The organism is Rhodococcus sp. H29-C3 (assembly GCF_030063405.1).
Taxonomy (GTDB): Bacteria; Actinomycetota; Actinomycetes; order Mycobacteriales; family Mycobacteriaceae; genus Rhodococcoides.
In genome coordinates this window covers 279644-299053 of sequence record NZ_JASITC010000004.1, presented here as the reverse complement: position 1 = coordinate 299053, position 19410 = coordinate 279644, and the positions used below count along the sequence as shown (strand labels likewise).

Annotated in this window: 17 protein-coding genes; 13 read left to right on the top strand and 4 right to left on the bottom strand. The window is 60.8% G+C overall.

What is annotated here, in order from left to right:
* Positions 1-64 precede the first annotated feature (64 nt).
* Positions 65-1456 carry a sensor histidine kinase gene (locus QMK32_RS11550; protein WP_283475093.1) on the bottom strand — a complete coding sequence of 464 codons (1392 nt, stop codon included), beginning with the start codon at positions 1454-1456 and terminating at the stop codon, positions 65-67.
* A gap of 1 nt (position 1457) precedes the next feature.
* Entirely contained in the window at positions 1458-2117 is a 660-nt protein-coding gene (locus tag QMK32_RS11545; RefSeq protein WP_269304186.1) for a response regulator transcription factor, read from the bottom strand.
* Between the two features lie 457 nt (positions 2118-2574).
* Between QMK32_RS11545 and QMK32_RS11540 the strand changes: the two genes are divergently transcribed.
* The 4 genes from QMK32_RS11540 to QMK32_RS11525 are packed head-to-tail and all read left to right on the top strand — an operon-like array spanning position 2575 to position 6314.
* The gene (locus tag QMK32_RS11540) at positions 2575-3831 is read left to right on the top strand and encodes a class I SAM-dependent methyltransferase (RefSeq protein ID WP_283475088.1); all 1257 of its coding nucleotides are present in this window, start codon (positions 2575-2577) and stop codon (positions 3829-3831) included.
* Positions 3831-4625: a glycosyltransferase family protein gene (locus tag QMK32_RS11535; RefSeq protein ID WP_269304191.1), complete on the top strand. Its 795-nt coding sequence runs from the start codon at positions 3831-3833 to the stop codon at positions 4623-4625. The genes QMK32_RS11540 and QMK32_RS11535 overlap by 1 nt, the downstream gene beginning before the upstream one ends.
* Positions 4622-5272, top strand: a complete 651-nt coding sequence (locus QMK32_RS11530) for a PIG-L deacetylase family protein (RefSeq protein ID WP_283475087.1) — start codon at positions 4622-4624, stop codon at positions 5270-5272. The genes QMK32_RS11535 and QMK32_RS11530 overlap by 4 nt, the downstream gene beginning before the upstream one ends.
* 1 nt (position 5273) lies before the next feature.
* Positions 5274-6314, top strand: a complete 1041-nt coding sequence (locus QMK32_RS11525; RefSeq protein WP_283475086.1) for an NAD-dependent epimerase/dehydratase family protein — start codon at positions 5274-5276, stop codon at positions 6312-6314.
* Positions 6315-6333: 19 nt separating this feature from the next.
* On the opposite strand, the gene QMK32_RS11520 is transcribed toward QMK32_RS11525, so the two are convergent.
* On the bottom strand, positions 6334-6906 hold the full coding sequence (locus QMK32_RS11520) for a dTDP-4-dehydrorhamnose 3,5-epimerase family protein (protein WP_283475085.1): 573 nt from the start codon (positions 6904-6906) through the stop codon (positions 6334-6336).
* A gap of 73 nt (positions 6907-6979) precedes the next feature.
* On the opposite strand from QMK32_RS11520, the gene QMK32_RS11515 reads away from it, so the two are divergent.
* Together QMK32_RS11515 and QMK32_RS11510 are read left to right on the top strand one after the other, a co-directional pair.
* Positions 6980-8125: a transferase gene (locus tag QMK32_RS11515; RefSeq protein WP_283475084.1), complete on the top strand. Its 1146-nt coding sequence runs from the start codon at positions 6980-6982 to the stop codon at positions 8123-8125.
* Complete coding sequence (locus tag QMK32_RS11510) at positions 8122-9570, top strand: sugar transferase (protein WP_283475083.1); 1449 nt, start codon at positions 8122-8124, stop codon at positions 9568-9570. Before QMK32_RS11515 ends, QMK32_RS11510 begins: the two co-directional genes overlap by 4 nt.
* Before the next feature lie 23 nt (positions 9571-9593).
* Here the strand turns inward: QMK32_RS11510 and QMK32_RS11505 are convergent, their stop codons facing one another.
* Complete coding sequence (locus QMK32_RS11505) at positions 9594-10433, bottom strand: glycosyltransferase family 2 protein (protein WP_283475082.1); 840 nt, start codon at positions 10431-10433, stop codon at positions 9594-9596.
* A 256-nt stretch (positions 10434-10689) separates the two neighbouring features.
* Here QMK32_RS11505 and QMK32_RS11500 point away from each other — a divergent pair, with 256 nt between their 5' ends.
* The 7 genes from QMK32_RS11500 to QMK32_RS11470 are packed head-to-tail and all read left to right on the top strand — an operon-like array spanning position 10690 to position 19409.
* A complete protein-coding gene (locus tag QMK32_RS11500) occupies positions 10690-11751 on the top strand; it encodes a glycosyltransferase family 4 protein (protein ID WP_283475080.1) in 1062 nt (353 codons plus the stop codon).
* Positions 11748-12884, top strand: coding sequence for a glycosyltransferase family 4 protein (locus QMK32_RS11495; protein ID WP_283475078.1), 1137 nt, complete (start codon positions 11748-11750; stop codon positions 12882-12884). The genes QMK32_RS11500 and QMK32_RS11495 overlap by 4 nt, the downstream gene beginning before the upstream one ends.
* Positions 12881-14182, top strand: coding sequence for a lipopolysaccharide biosynthesis protein (locus QMK32_RS11490; RefSeq protein ID WP_502943572.1), 1302 nt, complete (start codon positions 12881-12883; stop codon positions 14180-14182). The genes QMK32_RS11495 and QMK32_RS11490 overlap by 4 nt, the downstream gene beginning before the upstream one ends.
* Positions 14179-15183, top strand: a complete 1005-nt coding sequence (locus QMK32_RS11485) for a CgeB family protein (RefSeq protein ID WP_283475077.1) — start codon at positions 14179-14181, stop codon at positions 15181-15183. Before QMK32_RS11490 ends, QMK32_RS11485 begins: the two co-directional genes overlap by 4 nt.
* A 60-nt stretch (positions 15184-15243) precedes the next feature.
* On the top strand, positions 15244-16638 hold the full coding sequence (locus QMK32_RS11480) for a hypothetical protein (RefSeq protein WP_283475074.1): 1395 nt from the start codon (positions 15244-15246) through the stop codon (positions 16636-16638).
* A 3-nt stretch (positions 16639-16641) separates the two neighbouring features.
* On the top strand, positions 16642-18036 hold the full coding sequence (locus QMK32_RS11475) for a tyrosine-protein kinase domain-containing protein (RefSeq protein WP_283475073.1): 1395 nt from the start codon (positions 16642-16644) through the stop codon (positions 18034-18036).
* Complete coding sequence (locus QMK32_RS11470; protein WP_283475071.1) at positions 18033-19409, top strand: glycosyl hydrolase family 28-related protein; 1377 nt, start codon at positions 18033-18035, stop codon at positions 19407-19409. The genes QMK32_RS11475 and QMK32_RS11470 overlap by 4 nt, the downstream gene beginning before the upstream one ends.
* The last annotated feature ends 1 nt before the right edge of the window (position 19410 follow it).

The following is a 19410-nucleotide window of genomic DNA, read 5'->3' as shown; positions in this document are numbered from 1 at the left end:
CGGCAACCGGAGTCCCCATACTGTGACCGCAGGCACAGCCCGAAACCAAGCTGTTCCGACTTTCCTAACACTCCCTTAGGAAAGCGAGCTCAATTTTCAAACCCGAGGGTCGAAGCGCACTCACCTCGATAGTTCCCCCGGCCCGCTCGGTCAGCGCGTGGACGATCGACAAGCCGAGACCGGTACCTTCACCGCGGGCGCTCGACGCCCGGAAGAACCGGTCGACGATTTTCGGGAGTTCGTCGGCAGGCACACCCGGCCCGCTATCGGACACCCAGACGGTGATGTGGCCTTCGCTTGTCCGGTGGCCGATTTCTACCTCTGCACCGTCGCCTGCGTATTTCGTCGCGTTGCTGAGTAGAGCGTCGAGAATTCGAATCAGGTCGTCTTCCGATATCGCGGCACGGGTGTTCTCCTCGGGGCTTTCTACGTGCACACCGATCCCCGCCACTGTCATTGTGCTCGACCAGAATTCGACACGATCGGCAATCGCCGCTCCCACGTCGCACCCGGTTGTCTGCTTCGTGAACGGCGTCTCAGCCGCGGCGAGGACGAGCAGATCTTCGACGACGGTAGTCAGCCGGTCGACTTCGCGTGTGGTCGCGAGGTGTGCTTCGGTTGCCGAATCAGGCACCCTCATGCCCAACACATCCAATCGGATCCTCAGTGCCGCCAAAGGGTTGCGTAGAGCGTGGGCGGTGTCCGCCACCAGTCGGCGCTGCGCAGCCGTCGCCGCTTCGACGTCGTCTGCCATGCCGTCGAACGCGCTGGATAATTCTCGGACTTCCGGCGGCCCCACGTACTCGGCGGGCTTCGGCATGCGGGAATCTGCAGTCGGCAGCTGATCGTGGAACTTGTCGCCGAACGAATGCACACGCGAGGACAATGCGGTCAATGGGCGAACGACCCAGCGCGACAAGACAGCGGCGATCACCGCGACGGTAGCTAGAATCAGCAGGGCGCCGAAGGCGATGGCTACCCACGCCACAGCGACGTCCCTGCGCACGGCATCGGTGGACGCGGCGATCACTACGGCGCCGTCGACCTGCGTGCCCCCGCCGACCGGAGCGGCAATCAACACCGAGGACCGAGACCATGGCGTCACACTCGACGGGAGGTATCCACGTTGGTTCCGCAACGCTCCTGCCACCGCCTGCTGCACGTCGGCGCGCTCGATGTCCACGCCCGCCAGTGCACGCGGTTCTCCGGTGCGATCGACGATGACGATCCCCTCGTCGTACAGACTGTTGTAGCGCTGTAGAGACTCTCGGAGCCGAGGTACGCCGGATACGCCCTCTCGTGAACTGAGTTCGGCGAAAAACGTTGCTGCAGCGGCTCGGTTCTCTCCGAATCGTTGCGCTCGTTCGCGGCCGACCAGCAACCCAAGGGGCACCGACAGTGCGAGGACGACGACGGTGGAATAGATCATCAGCACCACCAGGACACGGCGTCGCATCTCACGTGTCCCAGCGGTAGCCGAAGCCGCGGATGGTGACGATGGTGCCGGGTCGCCCGAGCTTGGAACGCAACGCCGTCATGTGCACGTCGAGTGTCCGCGAAATCGCGACATAGGCGTCACCCCAGATGGCGTCCATCAACTGCTCCCGGCTGACCGCTTCACCGCGTCGCGTCACAAGATGAGCGAGGAGTTCGAACTCCTTGGTCGTCAGTGCAATGTCCCGTCCGTCGACTTCCGCACTCCGGCCGACGAGATCGACGACGATGTCGCCGATAACCAGACCGTCGGTGGCAGGTTCGCTCGACGCGCTTCGACGCCGCGCCGCAACCTGTAGACGTGCGTGCAATTCCCCCAACCGAGCAGGTTTGACCACATAATCGTCGGCGCCACCGCGAAGGGCTCGAACTACCGAGCGTTCGTCGTCACGCGCAGTCAACACCACCACCGGGACCGAACTCAATGTCCGAAGCTTGCGGAGCACCTCCAGGCCGTCCATATCCGGCAGACCGAGATCGAGCAGTACGACATCCATATAGTGGTAGCCGAGCAGCAGGTCGGCGCCGCGGCGCATGCGGACAGGCGCATGCCCGACCTCGGTCAGCGCGTCGAACAGCGCGTCACCGACTCCGTCGTCGTCCTCCACCACCGCAATGCGCATTCACGCCAACATAGGCCAGCACGGCAGTTCGTTCGGCAGCGCCTCCTTCGAAACGGTGACAGAGAAATTGGAGAGCCAGTTCCTCGGTCCGTCACTCGACATGCGCTTACCGATCGGCACCAGCGAAACCTGTGTCGAGTAAAACAGTTCGGCCACAGGTCGATTCGCACAGTGTGACCGGCGAGTCTTGACGTTCGCAATGTCCTGGTCGAGGACATGTTCTTCGTCGTGTGAGAAGCCGGAATTCGCGATCGGCCCGAATTGTACGGACATAGTGCACTCTCGCTCCAGTGGTCCAAAGTCGGCCATTTTTCAGTTTTTTTCAGAAACTCCGTCTATTTGACCGTTTACGGCTTGAATAGCAACCCCGAGTGTGGTTCATTAGTGAACAGAAGAACGAATGTGATAGAAGTCACATTCAAACGGCCGTCGGGGGTCGACTCTGGGAGGGGTCAGTGTGCACTGCCGACTGTGCAATTCCGACCGCATGCGTAGCATTTTAGATCTTGGCGCTACGCCGCCGTGCGAACTGTTCCTCACAGAGTCGGGCCTGGACATGCCCGAGATTACGTACCCGTTACACCTGCGGTTGTGCGAAGACTGTCTACTGCTGCAGATTCCGGCCTTGATCACTCCTGAGGCCACATTCACCGATTACGCTTACTATTCGTCGTTTTCGGATTCCTGGGTCGAACACGCCCGTCAGTTCGTCGTCTCCTCGGTCTCCCGCCTCCACCTGGACAGTGCATCCCTGATCGTGGAGGTCGCCAGCAACGACGGGTACCTACTGCAACACTGCAACGACACCGGTATCCGCTGTCTTGGAATCGAGCCGTCGCACAACGTGAGCGAAGCTGCTCGCGAACGTGGAGTTCCCACTCTCACAGCATTTCTCGACGAAGACCTCGCGGGTCATGTCCGAGCAGAGTACGGACCGGCCGACCTGGTGGTCGCCAACAACGTATACGCTCACATTCCCGACCTGCTCGGCTTCACGCGCGCACTTCGCACCCTGCTAGCCGACGATGGTTGGTTGAGCATCGAGGTTCACCACGCCTTGAATCTCGTAGGGAAAGCACAGTTCGACACCGTTTACCACGAGCACTTCCAGTACTACACAGTGTTGTCCGCTTCCCGGGCACTCGCGACGGCGGGCCTTGCGGTCGTCGACGTGGAGCTGCTCGACACTCACGGCGGATCGATTCGGGTGTGGGCACGTCCCGATGCTGCTCGGGGAATACCGACCCCACGCGTCGCCGAGGTACTGAAGCAGGAGGAGTCGGCGGGATTGCACGATGTCGGTGGTTACGCCGCACTGGAACCGCGGGCTCGCGCGGTGCGGCAGGAGATACTCCAGTTCCTGCTCGAGTGCCGTGCCGAGAACAAAACCGTCGTGGGCTACGGCGCTCCAGGTAAGGGAAACACCCTTCTGAACTACTGCGGGATCCGCCCGGATCTACTCGAGTACACAGTGGACCGAAACCCGTACAAACACGGACGCTTCACGCCCGGCACCCGAATACCGATTCTCGATCCGAGGATGATCCGAAAGGATCGACCCGACGTCGTGCTCGCGCTTCCCTGGAATCTCGAAGTCGAATTGACCGAACAACTGCGCTTCATCACGGAGTGGGGCGGAGAGTTGGTCTTTCCGCTCCCCTCACTGCATCGCGCTTCATTCGAATCTCCCACCGAGTCAAGGAGTCTGACGTAATGAAGGTAGTCCTGTTCTGCGGTGGGTACGGCATGCGTATGCGCAATGATCGCAATGACACAATTCCCAAACCGATGCAGATGGTTGGGCCACGACCCCTTCTCTGGCACGTGATGCACTATTACGCCCATTTCGGACACACCGAGTTCATCCTGTGTCTCGGCTATGGTGCGGATGCGATAAAGAGCTTCTTCCTCGACTATCGTGAAGCAGAGTCAAACGATTTCGTGATGCACGGCAACAGGATCGAGCTGTTGCACTCCGACATCGCCGACTGGTCCATCACTTTCGTCGATACCGGCTTGGAATCGGCCATAGGCGAACGCCTCCGCCGTGTCAGGGAGCACCTCGGCGGAGACAAGTGCTTTCTTGCAAACTATGCGGACGTCCTTACCGACGCTCCCCTGGACGATGTCATCGCGCAGTTCCACGAGTCCGGTGCCGCCGCGTCGATGCTCGTCGTCCCGCCGCAGTCCTCGTTTCACTGCGTACACGTAGCAGAAAACGGCGAGGTGAAAGAGATCATTCCGGTCGGCCAACTACCTGTCTGGGAAAACGGCGGATACTTCGTCCTGACCGATGAGATCTTCGACTTTCTCCCACCTGGTGGTGACCTGGTTGCGGACGTATGCGGAACACTTGCGGGAGAAGGCCGCCTGTTCGGATACCGACACGGCGGATTCTGGAAGCCTGCGGACACCTTCAAGGAACGCGCCGAACTGGACGCCAACTACTCCAAAGGCATTCATCCGTGGATGGTGTGGGATCACCCGCTGCCGGTGCCGAGCTCATGATCGAGTTGCGCACGTCCGAGCTCAGCGAGGTGGCGGTGCTCGGCGCGCATTGCGACGACATTGCAATCGGGCTCGGTGGGACCCTGCTCATGCTGGCGTCCGCCAACCCCGGACTCCGCGTCCACGCTTTCGTTCTGTCCGGCAGTGATTCTCGTCGCGAAATCGAGGAACGGCACGCGTTGGCCGCCTTGTGTCCAGGAGCCGACCTGGAGTTCACCATTCTCGACATTCCCGACGGCCACGCTCCCGCGTACTGGGACCCGATCAAGTCCGGGCTCGAGGGCTTTCGACGATCCTGCGAGCCCGACGTGGTGTTCGCCCCACACCGAGGCGACGCGCACCAGGATCACCGGCTCTTGGCCGAACTGGCACCGACAGTGTTCCGTGACCATCTGGTGCTGGGGTACGAAATCCTCAAGTGGGAGGCCGATACCCCACAACCGACGATCTTCCATCCCCTCACACGCACGGCGGCTGAGGAGAAGGCGCGATTGCTCATGAAGCACTATCCATCACAGACTTTCCACGACTGGTTCGACGAGGAAGCGTTTCTCGGGCTCTCCCGGTTGCGGGGAGTGCAGTGCCGGCAAATCCACGCGGAGGCGTTCACAGTCGAGAAGGCCACCATCCGATTCGGAAGGAACTGACATGCGCGTACTCGTCACAGGCCATCGCGGCTACATCGGGTCGATCATGATTCCCCTCCTGCGCGCCGCCGGCCACGACGTCGTCGGACTCGATTCAGGGTTGTTCGCCTTGTGTCTGCTCGGGCCGCCGCCCGACAGCCCCCCGGAATTCGACGTCGACATCCGTGACGTCACCGAGGCCCATCTGCAAGGAATCGACGCCGTGATCCACCTCGCGGCATTGTCGAACGACCCGCTCGGGTCGCTTGCCCCCCAGATCACCCATGACATCAACCATCACGCGTCGGTCCGGCTGGCACACCTCGCGAAGGAGGCAGGCGTCCGGCGATTTCTGTATGCCTCGACCTGCTCGGTGTATGGCTCGGCGGGTGCTGAGCTGGTAAAGGAGGACGCTCCCCTCCGCCCTTTGACTCCCTATGCGGAGAGCAAGGTTCGCGTCGAGGACGACGTTGCGGCCATCGCGGACTCGGGGTTCTCACCCGTGTTCTTACGAAACGCCACAGCGTTCGGATTCTCGCCGTGTCTACGCGCCGACATCGTGCTCAACAATCTCGTCGGAAGGGCGGTGTTGACCGGCACCGTCCGAGTGCTGTCGGACGGAACACCGTGGCGACCGCTGGTACATGTGCAGGACATCGCGTCCGCGTTCATGTGCGCCCTTACGGCACCGATCGACAAAATTCACTGTGCCGCATACAACGTCGGCACCGAGGTCAACAACATGACGGTGGAACAGATTGCGAGAGCCGCGGCGGCCGCAGTACCCGGATCCACGGTCCTTGTCACAGGCGATACCGGACCTGACCCGAGGTCCTACCGGGTGGACTTCTCCGCAATCCGCTCCGCCTTCGACGGATACGACCCCCAGTGGACCGTAGCGGACGGTGCCGCGGAACTGTACGAGAATTACACGCACTGGGGACTCACCGAATACCTGTTCTCGGAACGATTCACCCGCCTGGTGCATCTCGAAAAACTTTTGGCTGCAGGCGTTCTCGACGCATCGCTTCGGTTTCAGTTGATCGGTGCGGGTTGTGAATGACATGCGGGGCCGCCGACGTTTACACCGACTCCATGAGCTGGGACCAACTGCCCGCCGCAGCATCCCGAGTGCTGATATGCGTTACCGGCAACGGCCAGGGAATCGCGAGCTCGGAATCGGCGTATGCCACTGCTATGTCTTCCCGGGGGTCATGCTCCCGATCGATCCGATAGCAGACATCGGCGGTCGGGGTCAGTGCCTGGAAACCGTGCAGAAACCCCGAGGGAACGTAGAGAAGCGCGAACGCTACATCGTCGAGAGTGAAAGCCTGCTGCATACCGAAAGTCGGCGAATCCCTTCTGATGTCGACCAGCACGTCGAATACTGTTCCGTGCGCGCATCGTACGAGTTTGGCCTCTCCGCGTCCCGACCGTCCGTGCATTCCGCGAACCACGCCCCGATTCGATCTCGACTGCGAATCCTCGATGAAGTCGTCGGCGCGCGTCGGCACTCGCCGATCTCGTTGATACTTCGAGAGTTCCGAGTCGAACAGACGCGATTCGAAGGTCCGGGTGAACAATCCACGCTCGTCCCTGAATGGTTCAGGGGTGAACAGCAACACGTCCGCGAGTTCAACAGTTTCGACACGCATGTCGTCATTCTGCCGCATTTCAGCAGGCGAAACAGGCAGATCCGGCCCGTTCGGACATCGAGAGTGTGACGCAATGGTCTGCAGAGGCTGCTCGTGCACCGAAACCGACCGCGTACTCGACCTCGGACGGGTGCCGGCTACGGATTGCTTTCCGCTCGCATCCACTCCGATCTCATCGGAGGAATCGGTACATCCGCTCGCGATGGCGCTGTGCCGGGCCTGCGGTCTCGCGCAGCTTGCAGACGACGACACCACAGCTGACGAACCACGCGGTGTCGAACCGCAAGCTTTGAAGGATCAGGCCGCCCAAGCCGTTCGACTCGTCAGCGAAGCGGGCGCTCTTACCGGCGATACGGTCATCGAATTCGGCAGCCCACACGGCGGAAGCTGGCTCCCCTTGCTCGCCGAGCGGGGTCTTCGGTCACCGGTGCACACCACCAGAGCTGCGGTGGTAGTCGACTGTTTCGGAGCGATGCACGAACCAGACCAGCGTGCGGCCTTCCGACAGCGGGCCGCAGCCACAGCCGACGATGGTGTGCTTCTGATCCAGTTCCATTCTCTACGCGCGATCGTCGGCGGTGGACAGTGGAATGCACTGCGCCACGGTCACTTCGCGTACTACTCCCTGACCGTCCTGCGTCGTCTGCTCGAGGACGTCGGAATGTTTGTCACGGCCGTATGGGAGTTCGATCTGTACGGGGGCACCGTTTTGGTGGCGGCCCGCCACCGGCCTGACGGACCGCTGTCGGCCGACGTTCGTTGCATACTCACCGCCGAACACACTGTAGGTCTCGCCGACCCTAATGTGCTTCGTTCCCTGCAGCGCGCTGCGAACGAGCAGACTGCCGCGCTGCACGAGTGGCTGACGCTGATGGCACGTCGGAATCTACGTATCTTTGCGTACGGAGCCGCGTCTCGCGCCGTGCCGTTGTTCGCCAAAGCCGGTGTCGATCGCACCCTCGTCACCGCCGTCGCCGACGTCTCGCACGCCAAGCAAACGCGACGGATGCCTGGCACCGATGTGCCGATCATCTCCCCCGAGCAGCTGGTCGAAGCTCGCCCGGACCACGTTCTGCTCACCCTGCCCGAACTCCTCCCTGAGGTGCAACGTCGAATTCCGGCACTCACCGGTCGATGGATGGTCCCCCCGACACACGCAGTCGGAGATGGATTCGACGCATACCGAACGACCGGTGTCCGAATGGCGGTGGAATCATGACCACAGCGTCCCGCCGGACAGCGCTCGGTGCACCTGTTTCCCATGCCCGGACCGTTGCGACCTCCCCAGCCCACCGGGCCACCGGCATCGTCCCGATTGCCTCGGACACACCCAGCCGACTGAGCAGCCGGATCGGTGCACATGTCGACCTCTACCCGCTGGCCGGTGATCTAGTCGTCCTATTCTTCGTCTGTTCGCTCGTTCGGATCGACTACCCCGCGCCTGCAGCTGTGGTTCTGGTGTCGGCCATGGCAGTGATGGGCGAGTACCGCACACACCTGACGCTGTCGGTTCTCGACGTCCTGCCGCGGACCGCGATGGCCAGCGTATTGGCGGCCGTATGCACTCAATTGGTGTTGGCGTCACGGACCGAGCTGACGGACGCAATAAAGGTGACCGCCATAGCGCTTGCTGCGGTGATACTTTCGCGAAACGTCACCTATGGAGCAGAACGATTCCTCAGGAGGAAGCTCACTCGTCGACACCGCACGGTGATAGTAGGCAGCGGTTCGATCAGTTCCATGCTTGCGGACAGCATGGTTGCGGAGCGCTCGTGCGGACTGGAGCTGATCGGGGTACTCGACGACTCTCCGCACATCATGACCGACAAGCGATCTGTGCCGGTTCTGCCCTTGCGTGGCAACCTCTGCAGGTTCCTCACCACCGAACACGTAGAGGCGGTCGTACTCGCGTTTTCCACGATCCGTGACAGCGATATGTTGAGCATTCTGCGGACGTGCGATCGTATCGACTGCGAAATCTTCGTCGTGCCCCGGTTGTGGGAGATGACAGCAGTGTCCGGTGACATGGACCGCATCGGCGCGATCCCATTGACCAAAGTCCGCAGAGCAGCGCATCGTTCACCGACATGGGGCGTGAAGCTGTGGACGAGTCGTGTACTGAGCGCAGTGCTGCTTTTGTTGTTGTCGCCGCTGCTCCTCGCCACCGCTGCCGCGGTCTATTTCTCCGACCGTTCGGCACCGATCTTGTTCCGACAGGAACGTATCGGTTTGGATGACCGCGAGTTCGAGCTACTCAAATTTCGCACGATGAAACCAACGAACGAGGATGAGTCGGCGACGAACTGGTGCATTGCCCACGACCCGCGCGTCGGGCGCCTCGGTCGGATCATGCGAGCGACCTCGCTCGACGAATTGCCCCAGTTGTGGAATGTCGTCCGCGGCGACATGACTCTCGTCGGACCACGACCGGAACGTCCGTATTTCGTCGCAAAGTTCTGTGGAACCATCCCCAACTATTCGGCCCGCCATCGGGTACCAGCCGGACTGACCGGGTGGGCCGCTGTGAACGGGTTCCGCGGAGATACATCCATCGAGGAGCGCGCTCGCTACGACAACTACTACATCGAAAACTGGGGACTGTGGTTGGACGTCAAGATCATGCTCCGGACGTTGTCCGCGGTCCTGATGATGAAAGGTCGATAATGCATCGACGGAGAGCGATCGACTCACACACCGACTGCGGGGTGACGCGATACGAGGGCGTTGGTTCGCACCACCACCCGCGCGAAAGCGGCTCGCACCAAACGCATGTCACCCGCCATAACGTCGGCACCGGTTACGAATTCGGGGTATTCGCGCGCGATGCGATGATGAAATCGCAGCAAATCCGACAACTTGCTGTAGGTCGAGGTTTGGCTACACAGATTGAACCTCGAGTCGCGCCACGCCGCGAGACGTTCCGAAATCCCGAAGAACATGCCGTACACACAGACTCGCGCAAACAGGTCCACATCCATGGGAAACACAAGGTCTCCGCGAAATCCACCTACACTGTCGAAGTCCTCTCGCCGGAACATCGCAGCAGCTGTAGGACCGAAGTCGGCGGGGCCTCGACGAACGATGAGTCGCATGAGTGAACGCGGGGTTTGGAGCCCCTCCAGGCCCGGTACACCGAGTCCCGTTTCCTGTACTCCACCGTCCTCGTCGATCACGTCGAACCGGGCGGACGATATCGCGATTCCTCGGTCGTCCATCACGCGTACCTGTGACTCCAAAGATCCCGGAAGCAGAATATCGTCAGCACAGACCACCTTGACCAGCCTGCCGGTGGACAGCGCGACAGCTTTGTTCCAGTTGTCCCCGATGGGCAACACGACATCGTTGCGGATCACTCGCACTCGAGAATCGTCGACGGAATGCGCAATCACGCCGGTGTCGTCCCGGCTCGCATTGTCGAGTACAACCACCTCTACATCGACATCCTGCTCGAGAATCGATCGCAAGGTCGTGTCGAGGGTGCGGCCGGCATTGTATGCGGGAACGCAGATAGAGACCGAAGCAACCATTGCGCTACTCCCACTTGCCGATTGCGCATCGAGATCGTATCGAAGGATAACACGCGCCGCCGCATTCATGCATTCGAAAAGTGTGTGGCAAAAGTTTACAACGGATGTCGCACAACGACATCGAACGCGGCTGCGCCGCGGTAGAGTTCGACTATCCGGTCCCGAACGGATCGAAACTGCAGCACCCGACAACGACAGCCGTCCTATGAGACCTCACTCGTATTCCGCGCAGCCCTCGAGAATTCTCCGGCTCCACATGACTGGATCGGAGTGGAACTCGGCGGTTCCCGGTGGATTGAATCGATATTTCACCGACTTGTACTGCGCACTGGATCGACGCTCCGACATCGAGGTCTCTGCGGTGGCGTTCGGCAGCCCCGTACGAGGAGGGCAGTCATGGGGCAGCGTCGGCGGATCAACACTGCGCCGCTGCTCGGCAGCTTTTCTGGACTGCACGGCGCTACCCCGTCGCGCTGTCATCGATCGACACTTCTGCCTCTACGGGCGCGCGGTGAAGACGTACCCCGGCAATCATCGGCTCGTGGTGCATTTTCACGGCCCTTGGGCAGACGAAAGCCGAATGGTGGGTTCGACGGAGATCGCGGCGCGGGCCAAGTACATGATCGAGCGGGTTCGATACGCCGGAGCCGACCGATTGGTCGTGTTGTCCAACTACTTTCGGCAACTGCTCGTCGAGCACTATGGTGTAGCAGCCGACGACATCAGTGTTATTCCACCCGGTGTCGATCTCGACCGCTTTCGCTCGACCGACCGAGAGCATCCCGCACCGACGGTGCTGTGTGTTCGACGCCTGGAGCGCAGGATGGGAATCCATGTGCTCATCCGGGCCTGGCGATCAGTCGTGACGGCCCACCCCGATGCTCGCCTCGTCATCGTCGGTACCGGCACTCAGGAATACGCGTTACGCTCCCAAGCCGCGGAATCCGGTTGTGAGAAGTCGATTTCGTTCGAAGGCCATGCCACCGACGAACGACTGACCCGGTTGTACGAGCAAGCAGCCCTGACCGTCATCCCCTCGGTCGCGTTGGAGGGGTTCGGTCTCTTCGCACTGGAATCCTTGGCCTCCGGTCGCGCCCCGATCGTGACCGAGTGCGGTGGCCTTCCCGATTCGGTCAGAGCACTCGACGCCTCCCTGATCGTTCCCGCCTCGGATGCGGAAGCGCTCGGAGATCGAATCGTTCGTGGTTTGAACGGTCAGGTTCCCGGACCACAGCAGTGTCGGGCCCGGGCGGAGTCGTTCTCGTGGGAATCGAGCTCTGCGCGCCACATTTCGATGTACAAGGAACTGAGCTCATGACCAAGGTTCTTTTCGTCACCCACACCGCCGCGCCGTCCGGTGCAGAGTTGGCCACACTTCGCCTGGCAATTTCTCTGCACGACGTCGAGGTCGGTGCAGTGTTCACCGAAGACGGCCCGATGGTCGCGCGCATGCGTGCCCAGGGAATCGACACTCGTGTCCTGCGCAACACGTTCGACAGCCGCTCGATCACAATCGCGAATCGGACACCCCTTCGCCTCGTTGCCGGCTTTGTCGGTCTCGCCAAAGTGGGCTGGGGGGTCGGCGCAGCCGCCAGGGATTTCGGGGCGACCGTCTTGGTTGCGGAGAGCACCAAAGCACTGGTAGTCGCTGCCGTCGCAGCGCGACGTGCGCACATACCGCTTGTCTGGCACGTGCACGATCGGATTTCCGTTGCGTACTTCGGGCGCATGCTGTCCGTCCTCATTCGGATATTCGGATGGGTGGTCAGCCGTGGATATATTGCCAACAGCAGATCCACGATGAGCCTGCTCTTCACCTGGCGCAGAAAATCGCTCGTCGCCTACCCCGGCGTGCTTCTCGACGATCTCGACGATCGAGAAAGTCAACGCAATCCGGCAGAAACGATCATCGCCGTGGTGGGCCGCCTGACACCGTGGAAGGGTCAGGACCTCTTTCTGCGCGCACTTGCCGATGTGAAAGTGCGTCCTAGACACGTCTACCTCGTCGGGGGGACCTTCTTCGGCGAGGAGCCATTCCGTGACGAACTCAGGCGCCTGACTACGAAACTCGATCTGCCCGTTACGTTTACCGGACACGTCGACCACCCTGGTGAGTTCATGGGACGCGCCGACATTCTTGTCCACTGCTCGGTCGTGGCAGAGCCGTTCGGGCAAGTCGTGGTGGAAGGCATGCACGCCGGCTGCGCGGTCATCGCTACGCAACCGGGGGGTACTACCGAAATCGTCGACTCCGGCGTGAACGGGTTGTTGGTCGATGGTGGTGACCAGCAACAACTCACCGATGCTCTGAACGCCTTGATCGGAGACCGTGAACTACGTCAGCGACTGACGGTCGCTGGGCAACTGCGTGCCGAACAGTTCGACGTCTGCGTCTCTGCTCGCGCAGTGGGACTGTTCCTCGAGAACATCGCTTCGCCCGTGGCGTCATGAGAGGGGCAGGGATGCGCGAGGATCGGACCCTGACCCGCGTTGTTGCAATCGTGCGCGACATCTGTTTCGTCAGCTTCGGGAAGTACGGCCAATACCTCGTCACAGTCGTGACTCTCCCCTTGGCTGCGAGACTGCTCGGTACCGAAGGGCTCGGCTTGCTGGCAATAGGCATGGCGTCCTACTTCATCGGTTCCATGCTCGTCGATCTGGGCATCACGACATTTCTTGCCGCAATGATGAACAGCGCAAACGTCAATCAGCTTCGGGGTAGCTATCTGGTAATCCGAGTGGGCACCCTCGGAGCTATCGGACTCGGCCTGATCACGAGCATGGTGATCGGTGTCGACATCCACGTTCACATGGTCTTGCTCGGAATGTTCGCGGGTGGGTTCTGGTCCATGTCGGAAGACTGGGTTCTGATCGGGCAGGGTCGGTTCGGCGCCTCCATGGCTTACCAGGGTGCGGGACGACTCGGATACCTCGTTCTACTGGTGATCGTCCTGCCGCAACTGCCCTCTGCATCGATCGCAATCCTGTGCCTCCTTGCCTCATCCACCCTTACTGTGTCGCTGACCTGGCGAGACTCCTTCAAGAAGTTCGGTCGCCCGGAGCGTCCGCGTCAGGTCAAGACGATTCTCAGAATTGGCGCACCGGTTCTCACGTCGCGATTGCTGGTGACGAGCTACGGCCAGGGGGCTGCGGCGGTGTATTCGTCCGTACTCGCCGCCTCTTCGCTCGGACTCTTCGCGGCCGGTGACAGGCTCGTACGCGCAGTCCAGTCGTTGCTCGATCCGATCGGTTTCGCGATGCTTCCGCGGATGGCACGCAACAGCCAAGACACTCTGTTCTGGCGACGCGCAGTCCAAGCACTACTTGCGTGCGTGTGTGCGGCAGGCCTGGCGACTGCCGCATTATGGATCGCCGCACCGACGCTGATCGACATGGTCTTCGGCAGCGCCTTCGCCGACGCTGTCCCGCTGCTGCGGGCCGAAGTACTCATTCTCCCCGCGACCGCTGTGTCGTCGTTCATCACCACCGCCATACTGCCGGTGCGACAAGACACTTCCGGTGTACTGATCGGCGCAATCATCGGAACCTCCGTAGCCGCTGTCGCGCTGTATTTCGCGTTTCGAACACACTCGGTCTGGGCGCTGGTCTACGGCACGTTGTGCTGCGAATTTCTCGTCGCGTGCTGGTACCTCCTGAGGTTGAGGAGGCTCGTCGTGCGTGACAGGAGCGCACGGAGAACCGGGCCAGATTTGGTCCACAGCGCCGTTCTCGAGGAGCATCTCCGATGAAAATCCTGTATGTCGGTGACGACTGGGTCGGGAGCAATGCGCGTTCTCTTGCCAACGGCTTTCGCCAGGCAGGCCATGAAGTCATCATGATCGACTCGACGCCGGTGACACTTCCGAAGCGATTGTCGCCACCCTGGATCTACTCGAAGATCAAGCATCGACGCGCATCGTGGAGCGTCGATGCAGTTCACTCCCTGATCGACGACATCGCTGCCGAATTCCGGCCGGACATGGTCTTCGGCTTCAAGGCGATCCATCTGGACCAGCAACGACTTCTCGATACTCCGGCCAGACTGCACGTGCATTACAGTCCTGACGACGTTTTCAACCAGTGCAACACCACTCCCGGTTATCTCGAGTTCGAGGGCGAGTGGGACCTCATCGTCACGACCAAACACTACAACGCACCCGAGTTGCTCGAACGCGGTGCGCGGGCAGTGAAATTCGTCATGAGCGCTTATGACCCGGCGTGGCACCACCTCTCCGCACGCCATGGCCGGCGCCGGTACCTGATCGGCTTCATCGGCACATGCCGTCCCGATCGTCGCGATCACGTTGTTTCGCTCGCACGACACTACGGCGCTGCGATGCTTGTCCGAGGGCCGGGTTGGCGACGTGTTCCGGAGCTGCAGAGTACGCGAGCCAGAGTCGGAGGGCCGGTGTACGGCGAGGACTTCTCCTCCGAGATTTCCTCCGTAACAGCTAATCTCGTACTTCTCAACTCGAACAATCGCGATACTCACACGTGTAGGACATTCGAAGTCCCGGCGTCGGGCGGCCTTTTCGTCGGTGAACGAACCGCGGAACATGCAGACCTTCTCGCGGACGGCACAGAATGCGTTCTCTTCTCGAACCAGGACGAGCTGAGGGCCATCGTGGACATGTGCGAAAAATGGCCTGACCGAGCGCACAAGATCGCCGAATCGGGTTACCGGCGCATCGTGGGGGGCAGTCACCGATATGTGGATCGCGCCCGGGAGATCGTCGATGCGATCGGGTAGCGCTAGTACCTTGTGCAGCGACTGGAGCTTCGACAGCGCCCGAGAATGGGAGCCCCAGCGATGAACGATGCCGTATACGAGGTACTGCTCATAGCCGGAGCGCTGACGACGATCACGGTAGCTGCGATGTGGATCAAGGGAATCGTCCGTGTCTTTCTCATCGCACAAGCTGTGTATTGGAGCTTGTCCTACGTCGTGCGACCGATCGTTCTCTTGTGGGTGCAACCCCAGCCGACGTACGGCGATAGTGTGGCCGACCCGCGGTTGTCCACGATCGGGTACGACCATGGGATTTCGTCGGTCCTTCAACCAGTGGTGTTCGGATTGTGGACATACGCGACCGTTGTTGTCGGATACACATTCTGGATTCGACGACGGTCGGGTAGCAACCGGAACACAGTCGCTCGGCCGCGATCCCTCGCGGATAAAAATTTCATCCCTACCCTCTGGACAGTATTCGGGATCGGGATGGTCGGACGCGCGCTCCTCTACGCAACCGGTTCGAGCGCCTCAGCCGGGCAGACACAAAGCTCGAGCCCAATCCTGAGTTTCATCACGCTGATGGCAGTCATCGGCACCCTGGGCCTGATCGTCTTCCTCCGCTTCGACGATCCCAGGATGACTTTTGCAGTTATCGGATGTCTGACGGTCATGGAGCTGCTGTGGACTGTCGCAGTCGAATCGAAGACACCGATCATGGGTGCCGCCCTGGCGATCGCAGTTCGGTTCGCGCTCACTGGGTGGACGAGGGTCAAGCTTGCTGCGATCGCAGCGATTTCGGTTGTGGGAATCGCTGCCTTCGGCTGGCTTCAATCCTTCAAGGAATCCGATGTGGCGAAATCACAATCCGCGGTCCTGGATGCAAGCTATCCACCGATCTTGCAGCCGTTTCTGAGTATTCTGCGCCGATTCGACCTCTTGGAGGCAGCGACGGACAGCTACTACATGGGCGGCCGTCCATGGCTCACCATGACAGAAGTCGCCCACAATGTGATCTTCAGTTTCGTGCCCGAACAGCTGGTCGGGGGAAACAAGTTTCATGCCGGAACCGCGTGGGCGAACGAGGTTCGTGGCGCGTCCGTCGATATGACGAACGTGTCGGTCTCGCTCGCCGAGGGAAACATCAACGAGGGATTCGTCCTCGGCGGATACCCGGGGGTGGTTGTGGGCGTAATCTTCACGTTCGTCTTGCTGCTGAGTTGTGTGTGGGCGCTGCAGACCCGACACATATTTCTCATCTCCCTGGGTCTGTTGATGATCGAAGTTCCGGTCTTCTTCGAACGAGGAATTTTCGGCAGCGCGGAACTGCTCGGGAAGTCGGTCCAAGCAGCGGTGTTGGTCTGGATCGTTTATCTAGCAGTCGGGGAAGTTCGAAGACGTCCTGAGCGATCTTCGACCGACCACTCGTCGTATTCGGGTACACAGCTCATCGATGCGACGCGAGAGAAGGAGTAAGCGATGCGATTGATCGACTATTGGCACATAGCCCGCAGGCGCTGGATGATCATTGTGGCGATCACGCTACTTTGTCCCCTCGCTATCGTCGGCTACAGCGCTTCCCAGCCGACTACATATCAGTCGTCGAGTCGTGTCTACGTGACGATGGCGACCGGAACGTCGGTGAACGATGTGTACCAGGGCGGGCTTGCAGCGCAGCAACGCGTCACGTCCTATGTCAACCTGGTCAACAGTTCCATTGTCGCCCAGCGGGTCATCGATTCACTGTCGTTGCCGCTGACCGTAGGCGAGTTGCAGAGCAAGATCCATGCCTCGTTTCCGCCCGCAACAGCGCTTCTCGACATCACTGTCACGGACTCGACCGCCGAGGGCGCCAAGCTTCTGACCGACGCGGTCGTGGCCGAGCTGAAGACCCTGGTCGGTCAACTGGAAACGATACAAGCGGACGCTGCCCCTGCCGCGAGGGTTTCTGTGGTCGATCCCGCCGCCACGCCCATGGCGTCCACCGGCCCGAGCACCACACGACTTTTGGCGCTCGGGCTTCTCACCGGACTCGTATTAGGTTGCGTGGCTGCGCTTGTCCGGGATCGTACCGACCGCAGACTACGTACCTCGAACCAGCTCGAGGACGTTCTACCGGTTCCCGTTCTCGCTATCGTCGATGTGGGTGAACCCGGGGCGATCGGCGAGGTACGGCGACTACGCGCTCGGTTGTCGCGAGCGATGGGTGACATCCGAGGTATGACCACGATGCTCACGAGTTTCTCGGCACGTTCCCAACCGGACATTGCGGTGGACCTCTCGAAGTCATTCGCTGATACCGGCCGGCAGGTCGTGGTCATCGATGCCGACACGTCGGGTCACGGAATCTCCGAACACCTGTGCATGGAGACGGATCCGGGCCTGGCGGAATTGCTTCGCACGACGTCGTCGCCGATCGAGGCGTTGTCGACCTGCTCGATACCCGGAATCAGTGTGCTGTGCCTCGGCTCGGCCGACGACCAGACCTGCGATCTGCTGGCATCCGATCGGTTCGCCGAAATTCTGGCTATCCTCCGGGGCACGTTCGACCACGTATTTATCGGTACCGCTCCGATAGCGACTGCGGCAGGAGCACTCTCGGTCTCCGCACTGTGCGACGCGACAGTTGCCGTCGTCGAACTCGGGAATACGACGTCGCCCGAGGTGCTCGGCGCCCTGTCGACATTCGAGCAGGGTGGTTCCGGGCTGATCGGCGTCGTCGCGGTCTCGAGAAGGTCGTCGCGGTGGTTCAGCAAGGGTTTCCGACGGTCGGAATCAGGGCAGCGAGCAGCGCATAAGATCGCCGATACCCACCATGAATCGGTCGTGAGCGACGACCGTGAATCAGTCGATACGTTTCCGGCGAACCGGTGAACGACGATATCGTCTCGCGCCGACGACTGCTTGCGGCTTCGCTGGGCGCCGCAGCAGCATTACCGCTCGTTGCAGCGTGTGCGTCGCAGTCCACAAGGCCCGGAAACGAAAATTCCGACAACGCGTTCGAATCACCGCACGTAACGGATGCGCCCTCTGCGCGTAACGTCCGGGACTTCGGAGCCGTCGGCGACGGAGCGGCTGACGATACCGCGGCGATTGCACGGGCATGCGCCGGTGGCGACGAGGCCTTGGTCCTGTACATACCCGCTGGTACCTACCGAGTAACGGAATGGCCCGAACTTGTCGACTACGCAACGATACTCGGAGACGGTCGTGATGTGACTACGATCGAATATGCTGGCGACCGCCCATTGATCACCCTCCGCGGTGTACACCGAGTGAGTTTTGCGCGCCTCGGCATCTATGTGACAGGAACGAAGGGCGCAGCGGTGTCCTTGTCCGGGTGTTTCGGATGCTCGTTCGATTCGGTCGTACTGCGCGGTGGTCACGTCAGTGAGAATTATCCTGAGTTCGCCGAACAGCGCGGGGTGATTCTCGACGAGAACACTGGTGGCACAGCATTTATCAACTGCAACATCAGCAACTTCGGCTTCGGACTCACCACCAGTTGCATTCAGAACTACGTCACGTCTTCGAGGTTCGCAGGAAACTACATCGGTGTGTTGGGAACAGGTAACGATCACAATGCGGGACTATCGATGGTCAACGTCGAGTTCGTCTCCGACACCGATCCGAACACAACCGACAAACATGTGTTCGTCGACGGCGCCGCGAACGATTGGTGGCTCACCAATGTGTGGTTCGAAGGCGCCGACGTCGCGTTGTCCATCGGCGATATTGAACGCGGTGGACCAGCGCAATTCGGGTTGGTCAATTGCAAAATTGCGGCCCGCACGGTCTGCGTCGACTTCGTCTATTGTCGACAACCTTATCTCGCCAACATCCAATTCGATTCCGATACCGACAGTCCCGCAATCGAATTGCGGATCGATTCCCAAGGGTGCCCAGAGGGCACGGCGGTGAATCTGCTCTCCAGCACCTCATCCGACATCGATCCATCATCATTCCCCAAGGGGTGGAATGTCACCGGCCGGGGACGAATCAGCGGTGCCACATTCATCGGGACCGTGGCCACAGTCGCAGGGTCGGACAACGCGGACCTTTTACAGGCCCAGGACTCGCAGGGTGCGGTGCTTTCTGCGGTTCTGGCGAATGGGGCTTGGCTTTGCGAACGGCCCGACAGTGGCGTGATCCTCAAAGACTCGGCAAACAAATACTGGCGACTATCGGTATCGACCGATGGCAGCCTCGAGACCTCTCCCCTGGGCGAGCAACGACCGTCCGGTTGAG